The organism is Cupriavidus sp. 207A1, from assembly GCF_057798955.1.
The window spans coordinates 65,303-84,860 of the sequence record NZ_JBYOJO010000009.1 but is presented as its reverse complement, the minus strand read 5'-3'; the positions used below and the strand labels follow the sequence as shown (position 1 = coordinate 84,860).

General features: G+C 66.8%; 16 protein-coding genes. 7 read left to right on the top strand and 9 right to left on the bottom strand.

Annotated elements, in window-relative coordinates; translation table 11 throughout:
* The first annotated feature begins 196 nt into the window (after positions 1-196).
* Complete coding sequence (locus AC3FMM_RS17880; RefSeq protein ID WP_115682818.1) at positions 197-424, top strand: hypothetical protein; 228 nt, start codon at positions 197-199, stop codon at positions 422-424.
* A gap of 84 nt (positions 425-508) precedes the next feature.
* Here the strand turns inward: AC3FMM_RS17880 and AC3FMM_RS17875 are convergent, their stop codons facing one another.
* Together AC3FMM_RS17875 and AC3FMM_RS17870 are read right to left on the bottom strand one after the other, a co-directional pair.
* The gene (locus tag AC3FMM_RS17875) at positions 509-2,746 is read right to left on the bottom strand and encodes an NADP-dependent isocitrate dehydrogenase (RefSeq protein WP_488687199.1); all 2,238 of its coding nucleotides are present in this window, start codon (positions 2,744-2,746) and stop codon (positions 509-511) included.
* Positions 2,747-3,088: 342 nt separating this feature from the next.
* Entirely contained in the window at positions 3,089-4,630 is a 1,542-nt protein-coding gene (locus tag AC3FMM_RS17870; RefSeq protein ID WP_116380002.1) for a methyl-accepting chemotaxis protein, read from the bottom strand.
* Between the two features lie 282 nt (positions 4,631-4,912).
* Here AC3FMM_RS17870 and AC3FMM_RS17865 point away from each other — a divergent pair, with 282 nt between their 5' ends.
* On the top strand, positions 4,913-5,350 hold the full coding sequence (locus tag AC3FMM_RS17865; protein WP_488687198.1) for a phasin family protein: 438 nt from the start codon (positions 4,913-4,915) through the stop codon (positions 5,348-5,350).
* A 23-nt stretch (positions 5,351-5,373) separates the two neighbouring features.
* Here the strand turns inward: AC3FMM_RS17865 and AC3FMM_RS17860 are convergent, their stop codons facing one another.
* From AC3FMM_RS17860 to AC3FMM_RS17835, 6 genes are all read right to left on the bottom strand, one after another.
* Positions 5,374-5,679, bottom strand: coding sequence for a DUF1272 domain-containing protein (locus AC3FMM_RS17860; protein ID WP_115712902.1), 306 nt, complete (start codon positions 5,677-5,679; stop codon positions 5,374-5,376).
* A gap of 91 nt (positions 5,680-5,770) precedes the next feature.
* Complete coding sequence (gene gdhA, locus AC3FMM_RS17855) at positions 5,771-7,114, bottom strand: NADP-specific glutamate dehydrogenase (RefSeq protein WP_116314646.1); 1,344 nt, start codon at positions 7,112-7,114, stop codon at positions 5,771-5,773.
* A gap of 288 nt (positions 7,115-7,402) precedes the next feature.
* Entirely contained in the window at positions 7,403-8,158 is a 756-nt protein-coding gene (locus AC3FMM_RS17850) for a DeoR/GlpR family DNA-binding transcription regulator (protein ID WP_092310324.1), read from the bottom strand.
* A gap of 258 nt (positions 8,159-8,416) precedes the next feature.
* Positions 8,417-9,880, bottom strand: a complete 1,464-nt coding sequence (phnY, locus tag AC3FMM_RS17845) for a phosphonoacetaldehyde dehydrogenase (protein ID WP_116314652.1) — start codon at positions 9,878-9,880, stop codon at positions 8,417-8,419.
* A 62-nt stretch (positions 9,881-9,942) separates the two neighbouring features.
* Entirely contained in the window at positions 9,943-11,205 is a 1,263-nt protein-coding gene (gene phnA, locus AC3FMM_RS17840) for a phosphonoacetate hydrolase (protein ID WP_115712884.1), read from the bottom strand.
* 71 nt (positions 11,206-11,276) lie between these two features.
* Positions 11,277-11,993, bottom strand: a complete 717-nt coding sequence (locus AC3FMM_RS17835) for a phosphonate utilization associated transcriptional regulator (protein WP_488687197.1) — start codon at positions 11,991-11,993, stop codon at positions 11,277-11,279.
* A 264-nt stretch (positions 11,994-12,257) separates the two neighbouring features.
* Here AC3FMM_RS17835 and AC3FMM_RS17830 point away from each other — a divergent pair, with 264 nt between their 5' ends.
* The 5 genes from AC3FMM_RS17830 to AC3FMM_RS17810 all read left to right on the top strand — a co-directional run bounded on the left by AC3FMM_RS17830 (position 12,258) and on the right by AC3FMM_RS17810 (position 18,503).
* Positions 12,258-13,292, top strand: a complete 1,035-nt coding sequence (locus AC3FMM_RS17830; protein ID WP_116380007.1) for a putative 2-aminoethylphosphonate ABC transporter substrate-binding protein — start codon at positions 12,258-12,260, stop codon at positions 13,290-13,292.
* Positions 13,293-13,385: 93 nt separating this feature from the next.
* Entirely contained in the window at positions 13,386-14,528 is a 1,143-nt protein-coding gene (locus AC3FMM_RS17825; protein WP_488687196.1) for a putative 2-aminoethylphosphonate ABC transporter ATP-binding protein, read from the top strand.
* The gene (locus tag AC3FMM_RS17820) at positions 14,519-16,357 is read left to right on the top strand and encodes a putative 2-aminoethylphosphonate ABC transporter permease subunit (RefSeq protein ID WP_488687195.1); all 1,839 of its coding nucleotides are present in this window, start codon (positions 14,519-14,521) and stop codon (positions 16,355-16,357) included. Before AC3FMM_RS17825 ends, AC3FMM_RS17820 begins: the two co-directional genes overlap by 10 nt.
* Before the next feature lie 37 nt (positions 16,358-16,394).
* On the top strand, positions 16,395-17,528 hold the full coding sequence (locus AC3FMM_RS17815) for a 2-aminoethylphosphonate--pyruvate transaminase (RefSeq protein ID WP_488687194.1): 1,134 nt from the start codon (positions 16,395-16,397) through the stop codon (positions 17,526-17,528).
* A 123-nt stretch (positions 17,529-17,651) separates the two neighbouring features.
* The gene (locus AC3FMM_RS17810; protein WP_115712875.1) at positions 17,652-18,503 is read left to right on the top strand and encodes an EamA family transporter; all 852 of its coding nucleotides are present in this window, start codon (positions 17,652-17,654) and stop codon (positions 18,501-18,503) included.
* Between the two features lie 30 nt (positions 18,504-18,533).
* Here AC3FMM_RS17810 and AC3FMM_RS17805 read toward each other — a convergent pair whose 3' ends face one another.
* On the bottom strand, positions 18,534-19,442 hold the full coding sequence (locus tag AC3FMM_RS17805) for a LysR family transcriptional regulator (protein ID WP_414248891.1): 909 nt from the start codon (positions 19,440-19,442) through the stop codon (positions 18,534-18,536).
* Between the last annotated feature and the right edge of the window lie 116 nt (positions 19,443-19,558).

Below are 19,558 nucleotides of genomic sequence, written 5' to 3'. Positions count from 1 at the left end.
CCGTGTGGGCAAGCACCTGGACTTCTAGGTTGCTGCTTGAAAGATCCTGCATCGACCCTTGTACACGCCAGCCCTTGCCGTGTCAATCAACTTCGCCGGATCGATGGTGAATCGGCACGCAAAGTGCGGGGTGAAGGTCTTCCCGTCCTGCACGCGGCATGCATGCTACAGTGGCCCATCGAACGGAACGCTACGGATGACACTCTGCACTGCCTGCCAGGCCATCGAACGCCATGTGCGCGGCGCCCCCGGGCACGCCGCGCTGCGCATCACCGACACCCGACGCATCAAGCCTCCGCGCTCGGCGGCCGTCACCATCAGCAGCTTCGTCTGCCAGGATTGCGGTGCCGCATGGACCTACCGCGACCAGAAAAGCGGCCCGGAACAAGGGTGGGACCTGCCCGCCGAAACGCCGCAGCCGTAAGCGGAGCGGCGATGCAAAGAAAAAACCCCGGACCAGGGTCCGGGGTTTTGCTCACGCGCGGCCCGCAACGCAGGCCGACCGCGCTCAGGCAGCCACCGCAGCCAGCGCGGCGTTCAGCGTCTGGCTCGGGCGCATCGCGGCGCTGAGCTTGGCGGCGTCCGGCTGGTAGTAGCCGCCGATGTCGACCGGCTGGCCCTGCACCGCTGCGAGTTCGCCGACGATCTTCTGCTCGTTGTCGGTCAGCGTCCTGGCCAGCGGTGCGAACCTGGCGGCCAGCTCCGCGTCGTCCGACTGCGCGGCCAGTTCCTGGGCCCAGTACATCGCCAGGTAGAACTGGCTGCCGCGGTTGTCCAGCTGGCCGGTCTTGGGCGACGGGCTCTTGTTGTTGTCGAGCAGCTTGCCGGTGGCGGCATCCAGCGTCTTGGCCAGGATCTTGGCACGGGCGTTGCCGGTCTTGATGCCGACATCTTCCAGCGACACCGCCAGCGCCAGGAACTCGCCCAGCGAATCCCAGCGCAGGTGGTTTTCTTCGACCAGCTGCTTGACGTGCTTGGGCGCCGAACCGCCTGCACCGGTTTCATACATGCCGCCGCCGGCCATCAGCGGCACGATCGACAGCATCTTGGCGCTGGTGCCCAGTTCCATGATCGGGAACAGGTCGGTCAGGTAGTCGCGCAGGATGTTGCCGGTCACCGAGATGGTGTCCAGGCCTCGGATCACGCGTTCCAGCGTATAACGCATGGCGCGCACCTGCGACATGATCTGGATGTCCAGGCCGCTGGTGTCGTGGTCCTTCAGGTACGTTTCGACCTTCTTGATCAGCTCGGCCTCGTGCGGACGGTACGGGTCCAGCCAGAACACCGCCGGCATGCCCGAGTTGCGTGCGCGCGTGACGGCCAGCTTGACCCAGTCGCGGATCGGCGCGTCCTTGACCTGGCACATGCGCCAGATATCGCCCTGCTCGACGTTCTGCGTCAGCAGCACTTCACCGGTGGCCAGGTCGACGATGTTGGCAACGCCGTCTTCGGCGATCTCGAAGGTCTTGTCGTGCGAGCCGTATTCCTCGGCCTTCTGTGCCATCAGGCCGACGTTCGGCACCGTGCCCATGGTGGTCGGGTCGAAATTGCCGTTGGTCTTGCAGAAGTTGATGATCTCTTGATAGATCCGGGCGAAGGTGCTTTCCGGGATCACGGCCTTGGTGTCCTTCGGACGGCCGTCGGCGCCCCACATCTTGCCGCCGATGCGGATCATGGCCGGCATCGACGCATCGACGATCACGTCGTTCGGCGCGTGCAGGTTCGAGATGCCCTTGGCCGAATCCACCATCGCCAGTTCCGGGCGATGCTCGTGGCAGGCGTGCAGGTCGCGGATGATCTCTTCGCGCTTGGAGCTGGGCAGCGACTCGATCTTCTCGTACAGGTTGACCAGGCCGTTGTTGACGTTCACGCCCAGTTCGTCGAACAGCGCGCCGTGCTTGGCGAAGGCTTCCTTGTAGAAGATCTTGACGGCGTGGCCGAACACGATCGGGTGCGACACCTTCATCATGGTCGCCTTGACGTGCAGCGACAGCATCACGCCGGTCTTGCGCGCGTCTTCGAACTGCTCTTCATAGAAGGCGCACAGGGCCTTCTTGCTCATGAACATGCTGTCGATGATCTCGCCGTCCTGCAGCGAAACCTTGGGCTTGAGCACGATGGTCTTGCCGCTCTTGGTGATCAGCTCCATCTTGACGTCGCGGGCCTTGTCCAGCGTCAGCGACTTCTCGCCGTGGTAGAAGTCGCCGTGCTTCATGTGGGCCACGTGCGTGCGCGAGGCCATGCTCCACTCGCCCATGCTGTGCGGGTGCTTGCGCGCGTAGTTCTTGACCGCGGCCGGGGCGCGGCGATCGGAGTTGCCTTCGCGCAGGACCGGGTTCACGGCCGAGCCCAGGCACTTGGAATAGCGCTTCTGGATCGCCTTTTCTTCGTCAGTCTTCGGGTCTTCGGGGTAGTCGGGCACCTTGTAGCCCTTGCCCTGCAGTTCGCGGATGGCGCTGACCAGCTGGTGCACCGAGGCGCTGATGTTGGGCAGCTTGATGATGTTGGTGTCCGGCAGCTGCGTCAGCTTGCCCAGCTCGGCCAGGTTGTCCGGCACGCGCTGCGCTTCGGTCAGGAATTCGGGGAACTCGCCCAGGATACGGCCCGCCACCGAGATATCGCTGGTGGTCACGTTGATGCCGGCCGGCTTGGTGAAGGTCTGGATGATCGGGAGGAACGCACTGGTCGCCAGCAGCGGGGCTTCGTCGGTCAGCGTGTAGATGATGGTGGGTTGCTGGGTACTCATTGCTTCTCTCAGATCCTCTATCGGTGGGTGGGACTTCTGCCTGCCGGGTCACGGTCAGGGCAACAAACTAGGCGAAAAGTAGAATTTTGCCTCAGTTTGCTTTCAGGAATCTGAAAACCACCGCATCCGGGGCGGCAATCGGGCAGAAAATTGGGCTGATCACGGGCTTGTGCAGTCGGATGGCGTCCATTGCACCTGAACGGTGCCGTCCGGGCCGCGCCTCAAAAAATGGGGACAGGAATCCGCCGCCGGGTGGCCGGCACGTGTCACCGACGGATCACATCCGCGCTGAGGGCGCGCCCCTCTCCGCTGAGGGGAGAGGGGAAAACTGCAGCAAGCCCCTCAGGCCGCCAGCCTGAACGTCGCCACCGCCTCCTTCAGCCGCTGCGCCTGCTCCTCGAGCGAACCCGCCGCCGCCGCGGCCTCTTCCACCAGTGCCGCGTTCTGCTGCGTCACCGTATCCATCTGCGTCACCGCCTGGTTCACCTGCTCGATGCCCGAGCTCTGCTCGGCCGACGCCGCGCTGATCTCGCCCATGATGTCGGTCACGCGCTTGACGGCCGCGACGATCTCTTCCATGGTCTGGCCCGACTGCGTCACCAGCATCGAGCCCTTTTCGACGCGGTCGACCGAATCGCCGATCAGCGCCTTGATCTCCTTGGCCGCGGTCGCGCTGCGTTGCGCCAGCGTGCGCACTTCGCCCGCCACCACGGCAAAGCCGCGGCCCTGCTCGCCGGCGCGCGCGGCTTCCACCGCGGCGTTCAGCGCCAGGATATTGGTCTGGAACGCAATGCCCTCGATCACGGCGATGATGTCGACCACCTTCCTCGACGCGCCGTTGATCTCTTCCATGGTCTCGGCCACCTTGCCCGCGACTTCGCCGCCCTTGGCCGCGATATCGGAGGCGTTGACCGCGAGCGTGCTGGCCTGGCGCGCGTTGTCGGCGTTCTGGCGCACGATGCTGGTCAGCTCTTCCATGCTGGCCGCGGTCTGCTGCAGCGACGAGGCCTGTTCCTCGGTGCGCTGCGACAGGTCGGTGTTGCCGGCGGCGATCTGGCTGGTGCCCGACACGATCGACTCGGTGCCGGCGCGCACCTGGCGCACGATACGCAGGATATTGGCGTTCATGTCCGCCAGTGCCTGCAGCAGCTGGCCGGTTTCGTCGCGGCTGTCGACGTCGATGCGGCTGGTCAGGTCGCCCGACGCCACCGTGCGCGCCACCGCCACGGCGCGATGCAGCGGACGCGTAATGCCGATGGTGAGCCAGAACGCGAACCCAATGCCGATGCCCAGCACCACCACGCCCAGCCCGATCAGGCTGTTGCGCGCGTTGACGTAGATGGCGTTGATCTCGCGCGCGGTGGCGTCGATGCTGGCGCGCTGGATGTCGAGCAGCTTCTGGATCTCGGCCAGGTAGGCGTCGCCGGCGGGCACGAACTCTTTCTCCAGCACCTGGTTGGCTTCCTCGGTCAAACCTTCCTGCTTGAGCTTCGTGATCTTGTCGCGCCCGTTGTTGTACGGGTCGCGCACGCTCAGGATCTTCTGGAACGCGGCCTTTTCCTGCTCCGAGCTGAGCATCGGCTGCAGCTTGTCGCGCAGCTGGGCAATGCCTTCGATCGAGGCCTTGGTCTCGGCGGCAAAGAACTGGCCCAGCGACGGGTCGGCGCTGCGCGCCACCGCGGTGGTGCGGCGCACGCTGGTATGCATGAGGCGGTACCAGTCGCTGACCAGCCGCTCCTTGGTCAGCGGCTGCTGCATCATCGCGTGGGTGCGCTCGGCCACCTGCTGCAGCCGCAGCATGCCCAAGCCCGTCATCAGCGCCGCAAGCAGCAATACCACCCCAAAACCGATGCCGAGGCGAACCCCGATACCTAGATTCTTCATTTCTTCTACCTGATTAGCATTGGTCATGGCGAAGTGCTGCCGCGCACGGCCTGGGTCGGCGCAGCGCTCTTCGCTCTCATCGTCCGCGGGCGGGCCGGGTCGGGCCGACGCACAGGCGGGCTATGGATGCCAACGGCAGGGGCGGCGGTAACTTTAGGGTCTTCCTCGATTGACGGCCAGAAGTGTGCGGATACCGGCTATAGTGGACAGGATCCCGGCCAAAAGGGACACGCCGTCCCCGCCGCCGGCCGACCTGCCAGTCCTTCCACCAGGAGACCCAGCATGGCCACCACGCCTCCCAATCCCTTTGCCGATTTCACCAGGATGATGGAACAGTTGCGCCTGCCGGGCGTGGACATGAGCGCGGTGGTCGAAGCGCGCCGCAAGGACATCGAAGCCCTGGCCGAGGCCAACCGGCTGGCCTATGAAGGCATGCAGGCCATCGTGAGGAAGCAGCAGGAAATTTTCGCCCAGACCATGCAGCAGTTGCAGGCGGCCGCCCAGCAGTACGGCACGGCGAGCAATCCGGCGGAGGCCATGGCCAGGCACAGCGAGTTCGTGCAGCAGCAGCTGCACCAGGCGCTGGAGAACATGCGCGCGCTGGCCGAGACCGCGCAGAAGGCGCAAGCCGAGGCGCTTGCCGTGATCAGCAAGCGCGCCGAACAGAACGTGAAGGAGGCCGGGGAAATTCTCCAGCCGAAAACCAAACCCCGCGGCTAGCGCCGCTCAGCGAAACCGCGCGGCTAGCGCCGCTCAGGCGGGACCTGCCCCACCGCCTCGACCAGGCGGGCATGCGCGGCCAGGTCCACCGGCCGGTGCTTGACCTTGGTACTGGCCGGGTTGTTGCCCAGGTAGTTGCCGTTCTTCCAGTCGCGCGCCGGTCGCACCGGCCGGGGCGCGAAACCACCCCCGCAGTTCGGGCAGACATTGCCGAGCAGTTCGACGCAGCCCGCGCAGAAGGTGCATTCGAACGAGCAGATGCGCGCTTCGGCGGAATCCGGCGGCAGGGGCTTGTTGCAGTGTTCGCAGCCTGGTCTGAGTTCCAGCATGGCGCATGGCTCCTTTTCTGGATGAGCGGTTCGGGACCGCCATCGTAGCCGGATTCCGCGCGGCCGGCATGGCGCCGGCCGCTGCTTCAGGTCAGATCACGCCTTGCGCCAGCATGGCGTCGGCCACCTTGACGAAGCCGGCGATGTTCGCGCCTTCCACGTAGTTGATGTAGCCATCCGCCTTCTGGCCGTGGTGGATGCAGTTCTGGTGGATGTCCTTCATGATCGCGTGCAGCTTCTCGTCGACCTCGGCATGGTGCCAGGACAGGCGCATCGCGTTCTGCGACATCTCCAGGCCCGAAGTCGCGACGCCGCCGGCGTTGCTGGCCTTGCCCGGCGCGTACAGGATCCTGGCGTCGACAAAGCGGTCCACCGCCTCCAGCGTCGACGGCATGTTGGCGCCTTCGGCCACGCAGATCACGCCATTGCCCAGCAGGGTCTCGGCATCGTTGCCGTCGAGTTCGTTCTGGGTGGCGCACGGCAGCGCCACGTCGGCGGGCACGTGCCACGGGGTGCGGCCGGCTTCGAAGCTCATGCCGTGGCGGGCGGCAAAGTCCGACAGGCGGCCGCGCTCTTCATTCTTGAAGGCCATGACTTCGGCCAGTTGCTCGGTGGTCATGCCCTGCGGGTAGTGCAGCACGCCGCCGGAATCGGACAGCGTCAGCACCTTGGCGCCGAGCTCGATCGCCTTCTCGGCCGCGTACTGCGCCACGTTGCCCGAGCCGGAGATCAGCACGCGCAGCCCGTCGAAGCCACGCCCGCGACGGTGCAGCATTTCCTGCGCGAAGTAGACCGTGCCGTAGCCCGTCGCCTCGGGGCGCATCAGGCTGCCGCCGTAGGCCAGGCCCTTGCCGGTAAACACGCAGGCCGACTGGTTCGACAGCTTCTTCATCATGCCGGCCATGAAGCCGACCTCGCGCGCGCCCACGCCGATGTCGCCGGCCGGGATGTCGGTATCCGGGCCCAGGTGGCGGAACAGCTCGGTCACCAGCGCCTGGCAGAAGCGCATCACTTCACCGTCCGACTTGCCCTTGGGATCGAAGTCCGAGCCGCCCTTGCCGCCGCCCATGGGCAGCGTGGTCAGCGCGTTCTTGAAGGTCTGCTCGAACCCCAGGAACTTCAGCACCGACAGGTTCACGGTGGGGTGGAAGCGCATGCCGCCCTTGAACGGGCCGATGGCCGAGCTGTGCTGCACGCGGAAGGCGCGGTTGACCTGCACGCGGTTCTGGTCGTCGGTCCATGCCACGCGGAACTGGATCACGCGCTCGGGCTCCACCAGCCGCTCGAGCAGGGCCTGGTCGGCGTAGCGCGGATTGCGCTCGACGAACGGCCACAGCGTCATCATGACTTCCTTCACGGCCTGGAGGAATTCGGGTTGATTGGGGTCGCGGCGGGCAACCCCCGCCAGAAATGCTTCAAGGGAAGGAGAATTCACGGATGTCTCTTGCTGTGCTGGAGTGGCAGGATGCGGCAGCCTTGCCGGCTGGATGCCGGTCTGCGGTGCCGTGTGGCGTTGCGCCGATGGAAGGTGGGTCGCCTCCGGTTTATCGGACGGGCACGGCTGACCGTGCCGGTCCGACAACCCAGCACTTTAGCACCGCCATGGGGCACAGGACAGTCAAAACACCTGTGACAGCGGCGTCAAAGCCGCAATTTGGTGCGAGGGCGGACGGATTTGCGTGCGATCAGCGGACAAGGCCCGGCCCCTGGCCAGGCGAGACCGTCAGGCAATCAGCAGCTTGTTGCCCCGTTCCTTCAGCGCCGCGCCCAGCTCCGGCTCCGGCGCCATGTCGGTAATCACCCAGGCGGCCAGTTCGGCATGCTTGATGGTGACGCCGGTGTTGCGGCCGAACTTGGTGTGGTCGGCGACCACGCAGGCCACGTCGGCCGCCAGCAGCATGCGGCTGCGCAGCTCCGCCGCGGCGCGGGAGAAATCGCAGATCTCGCCGCGCGGCGTGATGCCGCCGATGCCGATAAAGGCGAAGTCCGTGTGGTAGCGCGACAGCTGCTCGATGGTGTCCCAGCCATGGGTGGCGTCTTCGTTGTCCTGCAGCTCGCCACCCAGCACGATCACGCGGTTGCCGTTGCGCCGGCCCAGCAGCTGGGCGATGGCCAGGTCGTTGGTGTAGACCAGCAGGTTATGGTGCCCGTGCAGCGCCTGCGCCACCGCATGCGTGGTGGTGCCGTAGTCCAGGATCAGCGAGGCGCCGTCGCGCACCAGCTCGGCCGCGCGCACGCCGATGGCGCGCTTGCCCTCGGCATTGACCTGCGCGCGGGTCTGGGTATCGGGCTCGGTCCGGTCCGGCGCCAGCGCGCCGCCATGGGTCAGCACCAGCAGCCCGCGCGTGGCCAACGCATTGAGGTCGCGGCGGATGGTCTCGCGCGATACGTCAAGCTCGCTCACCAGCTCGCTGATGGCCAGCGCGCCGGTCGCGGACAGCTGGTCGAGGATATATTTCTGCCGTTGTTCGGCGAGCACGGGGACTCCGGAAGGGTCGGGGACTTGGGGGCTGATTCTAGCGCAGCCAGGGCCCCCCCGAGCGACCTTGCGCGAAACTGCGACGGCCCTTCCCGTAACCGCCTGGGTGCTCCCTCTCCCGCTTGCGGGAGAGGGTTGGGGTGAGGGCGGGAGCGTCACGTAGTAAAGGCCCTCGCTATTGCACCGCCCGCCCTCACCCCCGGCCCCTCTCCCGCGCGCGGGAGAGGGGAGCAAACCCGCAGCGGTTTCAGCCTTGATTCACCCCCACGGCAACGTAATCGTCTTCAAATTGGTAAAGCTCTTCGCCGCCTCCTGCACCCCCTCCTTGTAGCCCAGCCCCGAGTCCTTGATCCCGCCGAACGGCGTCAGTTCGATCCGGTAGCCAGGCACCTCCCACAGGTTGACGGTGCCCACATGCAGCGCATTGGCGATTTTGGTGAAGGCCTCGATATTGTTGGTGCACACCCCCGACGACAGCCCGAACGCGGTGCCGTTGGAAATCCGGATGGCATCGTCCACATCGCGGAAGGTGATGATGGGCGAAACCGGACCGAAGGTTTCCTCGCGCACCACCGTCATCGACGGATCGACGCGGTCCAGCACCGTGGGCGCATAGCTGGCGCCGTTGCGCTGGTTGCCGACCAGCAGCCGCGCGCCCTGCGCCACCGCCTCGTTGACGCGGGCCTCGAACAGCTGCGCGGCCTGCTCGTCGATAACGGTGCCCATGTCGACACCGCGGTCCATCGGGTCGCCGTACTTCCAGGCGCGGGTCTTCTCCACCACCAGTTCGGTAAAGCGCGCCGCCACGGCCTGGTGCACCAGCATGCGCTTGACCGCGGTGCAGCGCTGGCCGGAGTTCTTGTACGAGCCCTGCACCGCCAGGTCCGAGGCACGGTCCAGGTCGGCGTCGTCGAGCACGATCAGCGGGTCGTTGCCGCCGAGTTCCAGCACCACGCGCTTGTAGCCGGCCTTGCTGGCGATGTACTTGCCGATCGCGACGCCGCCGGTGAAGGTGACCAGGTCCACTGCCGGGTGTGTGATCAGCTCGTCGGCGATCTCGCGCGGGTCGCCGGTGACCACCTGGAACATCTGCGGCGGCAGGCCGGCTTCGTACAGCAGGTCGGCGAGGTAGAACGCCGACAGCGGCACCTTTTCCGATGGCTTGAGCACCATGCGGTTGTTGGTGGCGATCGATGGCGCGACCTTGTGCGCGACCTGGTTCATCGGGTGGTTGAACGGCGTGATGGCGCTGATCACGCCCATCAGCGGCTCGCGCTGCGTCATCACGCGGCGCTTCTTGCCGTGCGGCGTCAGGTCGCACGAGAACAGCTGGCCGTCGTCGCGCAGCGCCTCGGTGGCGGCAAAGCCCAGCACGTCGGCGACGCGGCCGATCTCGTACAGGGAATCCTTCTTGGACAGGCCGGACTCGAGCGTGATCAGGTCCGAGGCCTCCTCGGTGCGCTCGCGCAGCAAGGCCGCGGCGCGGTTCAGGATGGCGGCGCGCTCGTAGCGGGTCAGCGTGGCGCGGTAGGCCTGGCCCACCTCGAAGGCGCGGCGCACGTCCTCGAGCGTGGCCTTGGGCACGGTGCCCACCAGCGATCCGTCAAACGGGTTGCGCACTTCGATGACGCGCTCGCGCACGATCTTCTGGCCGTCGATGCGCAGCGCTTCGGCGCGGAAATGGGGGCTGACGGCGCCAGCGGGAAATTGGGGGGCGTTCATGAGTCTCCTCCGGTGGATGCGGGTCAGGCAGCGGCTCGAACCGCCAGATACGATGCGGGCGTTCAGTGCAGGTGGTTCAGCGCGACATCGAAGATGTCGAAATTGCGCAGCACGGCTTTGCCGGGAATGCCGGCGGTGGCGCGGTTGAACACCAGCGGCACGGTCTGCTCCGACACGCCGCCATGCGAGCGCAGCGGCGCGTCGAGGCCGGACAGGTCATGGCGGCTGCGGCTGGTGCCCAGCACCACGTGCTTGTCGCTGGTGACCACCAGGTCGCCGACGCGGTCGGGCGGCAGCTCGAAGCGCGCGCACGCGTCGGCGTTGGTCAGCACGCTTTCCACGCCCTGCAGGTCCGACAGGCGCGCCTGGATCGCGGCAGCGTCGGCATCGTCGGGCAGGTAGATGGTGGCGTACGATCCCAGCGCGCCGTGGTGGACCACGTACGGGTCGGTGATCGGCAAGATCACGCGCGCGCCGCCGTCTTCCACGCCGCGGCCCAGCCAGGCATCCAGCTGGTCCTGCAGGTAGATCACGTTGGGCGCCTTGGTGGCGTCGTCATGCTTGGCGTTCATGCCGTGGTCGGCGGTCAGCGCCACCACGCAGCCGAGTTGGTCCAGCCGCGCCAGGTACTTGTCCATCATTGCGTAGAAGGCATTGGCACCGTCCGAGCCGGGCGCGAACTTGTGCTGGATATAGTCGGTGGTGGACAGGTACATCAGGTCCGGGCGGCGCGTTTCCATCAGGCGCACGCCGGCGGCGAAGACGAACTCGGACAGCTCGGCGCTGTAGACGTCCGGCACCGGCATGCCCACCAGTTCGAGCACGCCGTCGATGCCGTTTTCCGCCACCGTGGCCTGGTCGGCCTTCTCCGACGAGAAGCAGATGCCCTGCATGCCGTGGCCCAGCAGCCGGCGCAGCTTGTCCTTGGCGGTGACCACCGCCACGCTGGCGCCGGCCTCGGCAAAGGCGGCCAGGATGGTGCCGGCGCGCAGGTACTTCGGGTCGTTCATCATCACTTCCTCGCCGCGCCCGCCATTGGCGCTGCGATCGAAGAAGTAATTGCCGCAGATGCCGTGCACCGCGGGCGGCGCGCCGCAGACGATGGACAGGTTGTTGGGGTTGGTGAAGGTCGGCACCACGCACGCGCCGCGGAAGGCGGAGCCTGCTTCCAGCAGCCGCTTCAGGTAAGGCGCGCCGCCGCTGGCCGCGGCGGCTTCCAGGTAATCGAACTCGCAGCCGTCGACGCAGACCACCACGACGGGCTGCTGCATCCAGCGATAGCTGCGCTGGTTGACGGTAATGGTGCGGGCGTTGGTATCGGGCATGGTCGGTTCCTGTGCGGGATCGCGGTCGGTAAGGCGGTAGCTGAATTGGATTGGCTCAGGCCGGATCAGTGTCAAGCCGCGGCATCGGCGCCGTCGCTGGCCGCCGACGGGGCCACCGCGGCATGCATGCGCGCGCGGCCGCGCTCGACGTGCTCGCGCATCAGGCGCGCCGCCAGTTCGCCGTCGCGCGCGGCAATCGCCGAGACGATGGCGCGGTGCTCGCGGGTGGAATCGGGCATGGCGGCGTGGCTGCGCGACAGCGCCTCGCGCCGGAACAGCGTCAGTTCCTTGACCAGGCGCCGGTAGGTCTCCAGCAGCTTGCGGTTGCCGGCCAGCTCGACCATGCGGTCGTGGAAGGCCAGGTTCAGCCGCGTGTATTCATCGACATCGCGCGCCTGGCTCGCCGCGTCGAGCGCCTCCACCAGGGCGCGCAGTTCGCGCAGGCTCTCGGGCGTGATGCGCGCGGCCAGCTGCCGGCCGATGAATTCGTCCAGCACCGCGCGCAGTTCATAGATCTCATCGGCTTCCTCCACCGAGATGGCGCGCACGTACACGCCGCGGTTCTTCTCGGTGCGTAGCAGGCCTGCCTGCTCCAGCGCCCGGAACGCCTCGCGCACCGGACCGCGCGACACATTGAGCTGCCCGGCGACTTCGATCTCATTGAGCTTGGCGCCGGGCGCCAGTTCGCCGGACATGATCCGCAACTCCAGCTCGCGCTGCACCAGGGTGGTCAGCGACTGGCTCTGCAGGATGGTGATTTCGCTCGCCAGCGGGGCTTGGCGTGACATGAACACTCCCGTTTGTGACGGATTCAGCAGTATCGAAAATCCTTATTGCCATTAAAGCAAGCGGTTTGTATATTGTCAACAATCAAGACATCGGCGCAGTCAGAGGGGTGACGAAGCAAGCGCCAAAAGTTTGGCACATGTCTTGCAAGTGTTGTAGTACAAGGGTTTTACGGTGATTCTATGTTGTGCAGCGTGCCCCGTGGCATTGCAACAGATTCACCACATTGACACATTTCTCCACCTACAATGCCGGAAGGAGTCCCCATGCAACCGTCCTTCACCACCACCCTGCGCACCGCCGCCACCCTGCTTGCGCTAGCCGCCTCCGGCACCGCGCTGGCCCAGAAAACCACGCTCACCGTCTATACGGCGTGGGAGACCGAGACCCTCAAGCCCTATGCCGAGGGCTTCGCCAAGGTGGCGCCCGATATCGAACTGAAGTACGTGCGCGATTCCACCGGCGTGATCACCGCCAAGGCGCTGGCCGAGAAAGCCAACCCGCAGGCCGACGTGATCGCCGGGCTGGCGGCGTCGAGCCTGGAACTGCTCAAGCAGGAAGGGATGCTGGCGCCCTACACCCCCAAGGGCTTCGAAAAGCTGACGCGCGACTACAGCGACAAGGCCACGCCGCCGTCGTGGGTGGGACTGGATGTGTGGGGCGCGACCATCTGCTTCAACACCATCGAGGCCAAGAAGCGCAACCTGCCCCGCCCCGAGACCTGGAAGGACCTGGCCAAGCCGGTCTACAAGGGCACCATCGTGATGCCCAACCCGGCCTCGTCCGGCACCGGCTTCCTCGACGTGACCGCCTGGCTGCAGCTCTACGGCGAGCAGGAAGGCTGGAAGTACATGGACGCGCTGCACGAGAACATCGCGCAGTACACGCATTCCGGCTCCAAGCCCTGCAAGCAGGCCGGCTCGGGCGAGTTCCCGATCGGCATCTCGTTCGAGCTGCGCGCGCACAAGACCCTGGCCGCGGGCGCGCCGATCGAGATGATCTTCCCCAAGGAGGGCCTGGGCTACGACATCGAGGCCGCCGGCATCGTCAAGGGCACGAAGAAGATGGAGGCCGCGCAACGCTACCTGGACTGGCTCGCCAGCAAGGAAGCCAACCAGCTGTTCGCCAGGGACTGGGCCATCGTCGCCTACCCCGGCGTGGCGAGAAAGGTCGAGACCATCCCGGCCAACTACGAGCAGATGCTGGTCAAGAACGATTTCGGCTATATCGCCAAAAACCGCGAGCGGGTGCTGACCGAATGGCAGAAGCGCTACGCCAGCAAGTCGGAGAAGCAGCCCTGAGCGCCTGAGCGCCGTTTTGTACCGGCGCCGCCGGCCCGCCTCGCTGGCGGGCGGCGCCGGGGTCCCCCAACAGAACACACCAGGCCCCACGCCATGCAGACCTCCACATCCACGGCCGAGACCTATCTCAGCCTGAAAGGCATCCACAAGCGCTTCGGCGGCAGCAGCGGCGCCTTCGTCGCCCTGCACAACATCGACCTCGACGTGCGCCAGGGCGAGCTGCTGTGCTTCTTGGGCCCGTCGGGCTGCGGCAAGACCACGCTGCTGCGCATCATCGCGGGGCTGGAATCGCAGAACGCCGGCACCATCCACCAGGGCGGGCGCGATATCTCCACGCTGCCGCCGATGGAGCGCGACTACGGCATCGTGTTCCAGTCCTATGCGCTGTTCCCCAACCTGACCGTGGCCGACAACGTCGCCTACGGCCTGGTCAACCGGCGCATGCCGCGCGACCAGCGCCGCGCGCGCGTGGCGGAACTGTTGACGCTGGTGGGGCTGCCCGATCGCGGCAACCAGTACCCGGCGCAGCTGTCGGGCGGCCAGCAGCAGCGCGTGGCGATCGCGCGCGCGCTGGCCACCTCGCCCGGGCTGCTGTTGCTGGACGAGCCGCTGTCGGCGCTCGACGCGCGCGTGCGGGTGCGGCTGCGCAGCGAGATCCGCGCGCTGCAGCAGCGCCTGAACATCACCACCATCCTGGTCACGCACGACCAGGAAGAGGCGCTGTCGATGGCGGACCGCATCGTGGTGATGAACCAGGGCGCGATCGAGCAGGTCGGCACCCCGGCGCAGGTCTACCAGCGCCCGGCCACGCCGTTCGCGGCGGACTTCGTCGGCAAGACCAACATGCTGGGCGCGCGCGTCTGCGGCGACGGCGAGCTGCACCTGGGCGGCGTGCGCATGCGCTGCGCCGCGCCCCCGGGCTGTTGCGCCGACGAGGACGTGCAGGTGTTCTTCCGCCCCGAAGACGTCTGCGTGCGCGGCATCGAACAGCATGGCCCCAACGTGCTGGAAGCCACCGTCGACAAGATCGAGTTCCTCGGCGCCTTCTCGCGGCTGACGCTGCGGCTGCCCGATGCCGGGCCCGCGGCAGCGGGTGCCGCGGCCGCGGCCGGCGGCGCGCTCTATGCCGACCTCTCGCTCAATGACCTGCACGAGCTGCGCCCGCACACCGGCGACCGGCTGCGCCTGGCCATTCCCGCTGACCGTATCCGCATCTTCCGCCACGCATGCGCATGAGCCTCACTGCGGCGCCGGCCACCACGTCTGCCTCCCTGCCGGCTACCGATACCCTAGCCCCCGCCTCGGCCAGCGCGCCGGCGGGGCCCGCCAACCCCGGCGCGCAGCCCCCGCTGCCCGCCTCGCCGGCCTCGCCGGCGCTGGTCGCCAGCGCGGTGCGCGCGCACTGGACCGACCGCCTCGCCCACGTGCTGCTGGCGCTGGCCGCGCTGGCGCTGGCCTGCTTCGTGCTGGCGCCGATCGTGATGATCCTGGCCAAGAGCGTGCAGAACCGCGACGGCACCCTGGCCGGCATCGCCCACTTCCGCGCCTACTTCGAATCGCCCGCGCTGCTGCGCTCGGTGTGGAACAGCCTGTGGGTGTCGGCGCTGGCCACCTGCATCACGGTGCCGCTGGCGTTCGGCTTTGCCTATGCGCTCACGCGCAGCCGCATCGCCTGCAAGGGGCTGCTGCGCAACCTGGCGCTGATCCCGCTGCTGGCGCCCTCGCTGCTGGCAGCCATCTCCTTCATCTTCTGGTTCGGCAACCAGGGCCTGTTCAAGCCGTGGATGGGCAGCACGCAGATCTACGGGCCGCTCGGCATCGTCGCGTCGCTGGTATTCGCCACCTTTCCGCATGCGCTGATGATCCTGATCACAGCGCTGTCGCTGACGGATGCGCGGCTGTATGAAGCCGCCGATGCGCTGGGCACCTCGACCGTGCGCAAGTTCTTCACCATCACCGTGCCGGGCGCGCGCTACGGGCTGGTCAGCGCCGCCATGGTGGTGTTCACCTATGCGATCTCGGACTTCGGCATCCCCAAGGTGATCGGCGGCAACTTCCATATGCTGGCGACCGACATCTACAAGCTGGTGATCGGCATGCAGGACTTCTCGCAGGGCGCGGTGGTGTCGCTGATGCTGCTGGTGCCGGTGGCCGTGACCTACTGCGTCGACGCGCGCGTGCAGCGCCGCCAGATGGCGCTGATGTCGGCGCGCTCGGTGCCCTACGTGCCGCGCCGCAGCCCGCGCTTCGACCTGGCCATGGCGGTGTTCTGCTGGCTGATGGCGGCGCTGATGCTGGCGGTGATGGGCATGGCGGTGTACGCGTCCTTCGTCAAGCTGTGGCCGTACAACTTCTCGCTGTCGCTGAACCACTACCGGGTCGGGCTGGTCGAGGGCGGCGTGGTCGATTCCTACCTGAACAGCCTGCGCATGGCGGGCCTGGCCGCGGTGATCGGGCCGGTGTTCATCTTCGCCACCGCCTACCTGCTGGAGAAGACCCGCGGCATGGACTGGCTGCGCGGCTTCGTGCGGCTGATGGCGGTGCTGCCGATGGGCGTGCCGGGGCTGGTGCTGGGGCTGGGCTACATCTTCTTCTTCGTGCCGCAGGCCAATCCGCTGCACGGGCTGTACCAGACCCTGGGCATCCTGGTGCTGGTGACCATCGTCCACTACTACGCATCGTGCCACCTGACCGCGGTGACCGCGCTCAAGCAGCTCGACAGCGAGTTCGAGGCCGTGTCGGCATCGCTCAAGGTGCCGTTCTACAAGACCTTCTTCAAGGTCACGGTGCCGGCCTGCCTGCCCGCCATCCTGGAGATCTCGCGCTACCTGTTCATCAATGCGATGACCACGGTCTCGGCGGTGGTGTTCCTGTACGGCGCCGACACCAAGCTGGCCTCGGTCGAGATCGTCAACCTGGACGAGTCCGGCGACATCGGCCCGGCCGCGGCCATGGCCACGCTGGTGGTGCTGACCTCGGCCGGCGCCTGCCTGCTCTATTACCTGCTGCAACGCGTGCTCGATTGCAAGACCCAGGCCTGGCGCCAGGGCCAGGGCAACGACTGACCTTCCCTTTCCAAGCCTTCCCAATCAGGAGTTCAACATGATTCGCGGCAACGACCCGATCCTTCTGACCCCCGGCCCCCTGACCACCTCGCTCGCCACCAAGCAAGCCATGCTGCGCGACTGGGGCTCGTGGGACGCCGCCTTCAACACCATCACGCGCAGCCTGTGCGACGACCTGGTGCGCATCGTCCACGGCGAAGGCACCCATGTCTGCGTGCCGATGCAGGGCAGCGGCACCTTCTCGGTGGAAGCCGCCATCGCCAACGTGGTGCCGCGCGACGGCAAGGTGCTGGTGCCCCAGAACGGCGCCTATTGCCAGCGCATCCTGAAGATCTGCAAGGTGCTCGGCCGCGCCAGCGTGGAGCTGCCGATCCCGGAAGACCAGCCCGCCAGCGCCGCGCTGATCGAGGAAGCGCTGCGGCGCGATCCGTCGATCACGCACGTGGCGCAGGTGCACTGCGAGACCGGCGCCGGCGTGCTCAACCCGCTGCAGGACATCGCGCAGCTGTGCCAGCGGCTGGGCAAGGGCCTGATCGTCGATGCCATGAGCTCGTTCGGCGCGATCGAGATCGATGCGCGCACCATGCCCTTCGACGCGCTGGTGGCCGCCACCGGCAAGTGCATCGAGGGCGTGCCCGGCATGGGCTTCGTGCTGGTGAGAAAGGACGTGCTGGAAGCCAGCCAGGGCAACAGCCACTCACTGGCGCTGGACCTCTACGACCAGTACGTCTACATGCAGAAGACCACGCAGTGGCGCTTCACCCCGCCGACGCACGTAGTGGCCGCGTTCCGCGCGGCGCTGGACCAGTTCCTGGAAGAAGGCGGCCAGCCGGTGCGCGGCGCGCGCTATCGCCGCAACTGCGACACGCTGGTAAAGGGCATGGCGGCGCTGGGCTTCCGCGCCTTCCTGCCGGCGGCGGTGCAGGCCCCGATCATCGTCACCTTCCACGCGCCGGCGGATGCTCGCTATGACTTCAAGAGCTTCTACGCCAAGGTGCGCGAGCGCGGCTACATCCTGTATCCGGGCAAGCTGACCCAGGTGGAAACCTTCCGCGTGGGCTGCATCGGCGCGATCGACGACAACGAGATGCGCAACGTGGTGACGGCAATCGGCGAGGTGCTAAGGGAGATGGGGATCGAGATGCAGGGGCGGCTGGCAGAGGCGGCTTAATAGACTGAGCTTCCTCAATCGTTGGCAGCAAGCTCCCCTCTCCCGCAAGCGGGAGAGGGGAGAAAACAAGCGGGTTCGCGAAACGCCTCGACCCAGCAAACCACAAGAACCAACCACCCCTTCATGTCCCTCCCCCCGGATTTCCACGGCCTCGCATTTGCCGCCGTGATGCTGTCGGCACTGATGCATGCGTCGTGGAACGCCATCGTCAAGATCGGCGGCGACCGCCTGTCGTCGATGGCGCTGATCGACACCTTCTGCCTGCTGGTGGCGCTGCCGTTCCTGTTCGTGGTGCCCGTGCCGGCACCGCAGGTATGGCCGTTCCTGCTGGCCACGGTGGCGCTGGAGGTGGTCTACAAGCTGTCGCTGGTGGCCGCCTACAACCGCGGCGACTTCAGCCAGGCCTATCCGCTGATGCGCGGCTCGGCGCCGATGATGGTGGCGATGCTGCTGTTGCTGACCGGCAGCGAACGGCTGGGCCCGGGCGGCTATGCCGGCATCGCGCTGATCTGCTGCGGGCTGGTCAGCCTGGTGCACTGGCGCCGGCAGGCGCCCGACCTGCTTGGCTTCGCGCTGCTGGCCGGGGCCTGCCTGGCGGGCGGCACCGTGATCGACGGCACCGCGGTCAAGCGCCATGGCGAGGTGCTGACCTACATCGTCTGGCTGCAGGCGATGTCGCACGTGTTCATGCCCGGCTACGCTTTTGCCCGCCGCGGCACGGCGCTGCTGGCGCTGCTGCGCACCGAATGGAAGCGTGCCGGCATCGGCGGCATCAACCGCGTGGGCTCGTATGCGCTGATGCTGTGGGCCATGACGCTGGCGCCGGTGGCCAAGCTGGCGGCGCTGCGCGAGTCGAGCGTGATCTTCGCCGCGCTGCTGGGGCACTTCCTGCTGCGCGAGGCGTTCGACCGGCGCCGGCTGATTGCCACAGCGCTGGTGCTTGCGGGCATTGTGACGCTGCAGATGGCGCGGTAGGGATCATTTTCCCGTGGCGATCCGCGTCAGCTAGCGGTTCATTTCGCGGGCTACCCGCGTGAAGCAGGCGATGGCATTCTGCGCCATCGGCGATGGCGTCCGGTTGCGAAGGCTCACCACTCCCATTTCGGAATACAGCGAGGGCAGCCCGCGGATTTGCAGCGGCAACAGCGCGCCTGACTCAACATCTGCCCGCATCGACACCTGCGTCGCGGCAAGCACCGTGTCGGTGGACAACGCCACGCGCCGGAGCACGGCAATGTCATCGCATTCCAGCGCAAGGACGGGTTCCTGGCCCGCAGGTAAACCAAGCAACCTTGCCAGCGCAGCTCGCACCGGGCTTGGCAGCTTCGTCGCCGCGATGCCGTACGCCCAGGCGTCCTTCAATGAGCATTCACGTCCGGCAAGCGGATGCGCGGCGCGGCCGTAGAGGTCGCCGCGCTGCTTTCCCAGGGGACGGATATCCAGCGCCGCGTCATCGGGCAGGTCGCGCACATCGGCGACGAAGAACTCGATATCCTCGGCGCGCAGGCGTTCCAGCAACTGCTGCCAGTTGCTCTCCTCCACGCGCAAGGCAACCTCCGGATGCAGTCGGCGCAATTCGGTCAGCACCAACGGCAAGAGGGTCGCGGCCGGGAAGGGCCCGATGCCGAAGGCCGTGTCGCCCAACTGACTGTCGCGATAGAGATCGACATCGCGCTGCAGGCAGCGTGCCTCGAACAGCAGCCGCCGCGCCCGCGCGATCACGAATTCGCCGGCCGGGGTTGGCCGCACGTCTCCGATGTCGCGATCGAACAGGCGGATGCCCAGGTCGCCTTCAATGGCCTGGATGCTGCGACTGAAGGCTGGCTGGCTAAGGTGAACACGCTCCGCCGCCCGCGCGAAATGCAACTCATCGGCAAGCGCCAGGACATGACTGAGGCGGCGGAGGTCCACCATTTCAATGCTCTCAACGCATTAGAACATTGCGAAGTATGCATTGGACGCATTAGCACGGCAAGCCTACAGTCATCCGGACGCTGGCGTCGTACAGCCCATAAGCGAGATCGGAGACA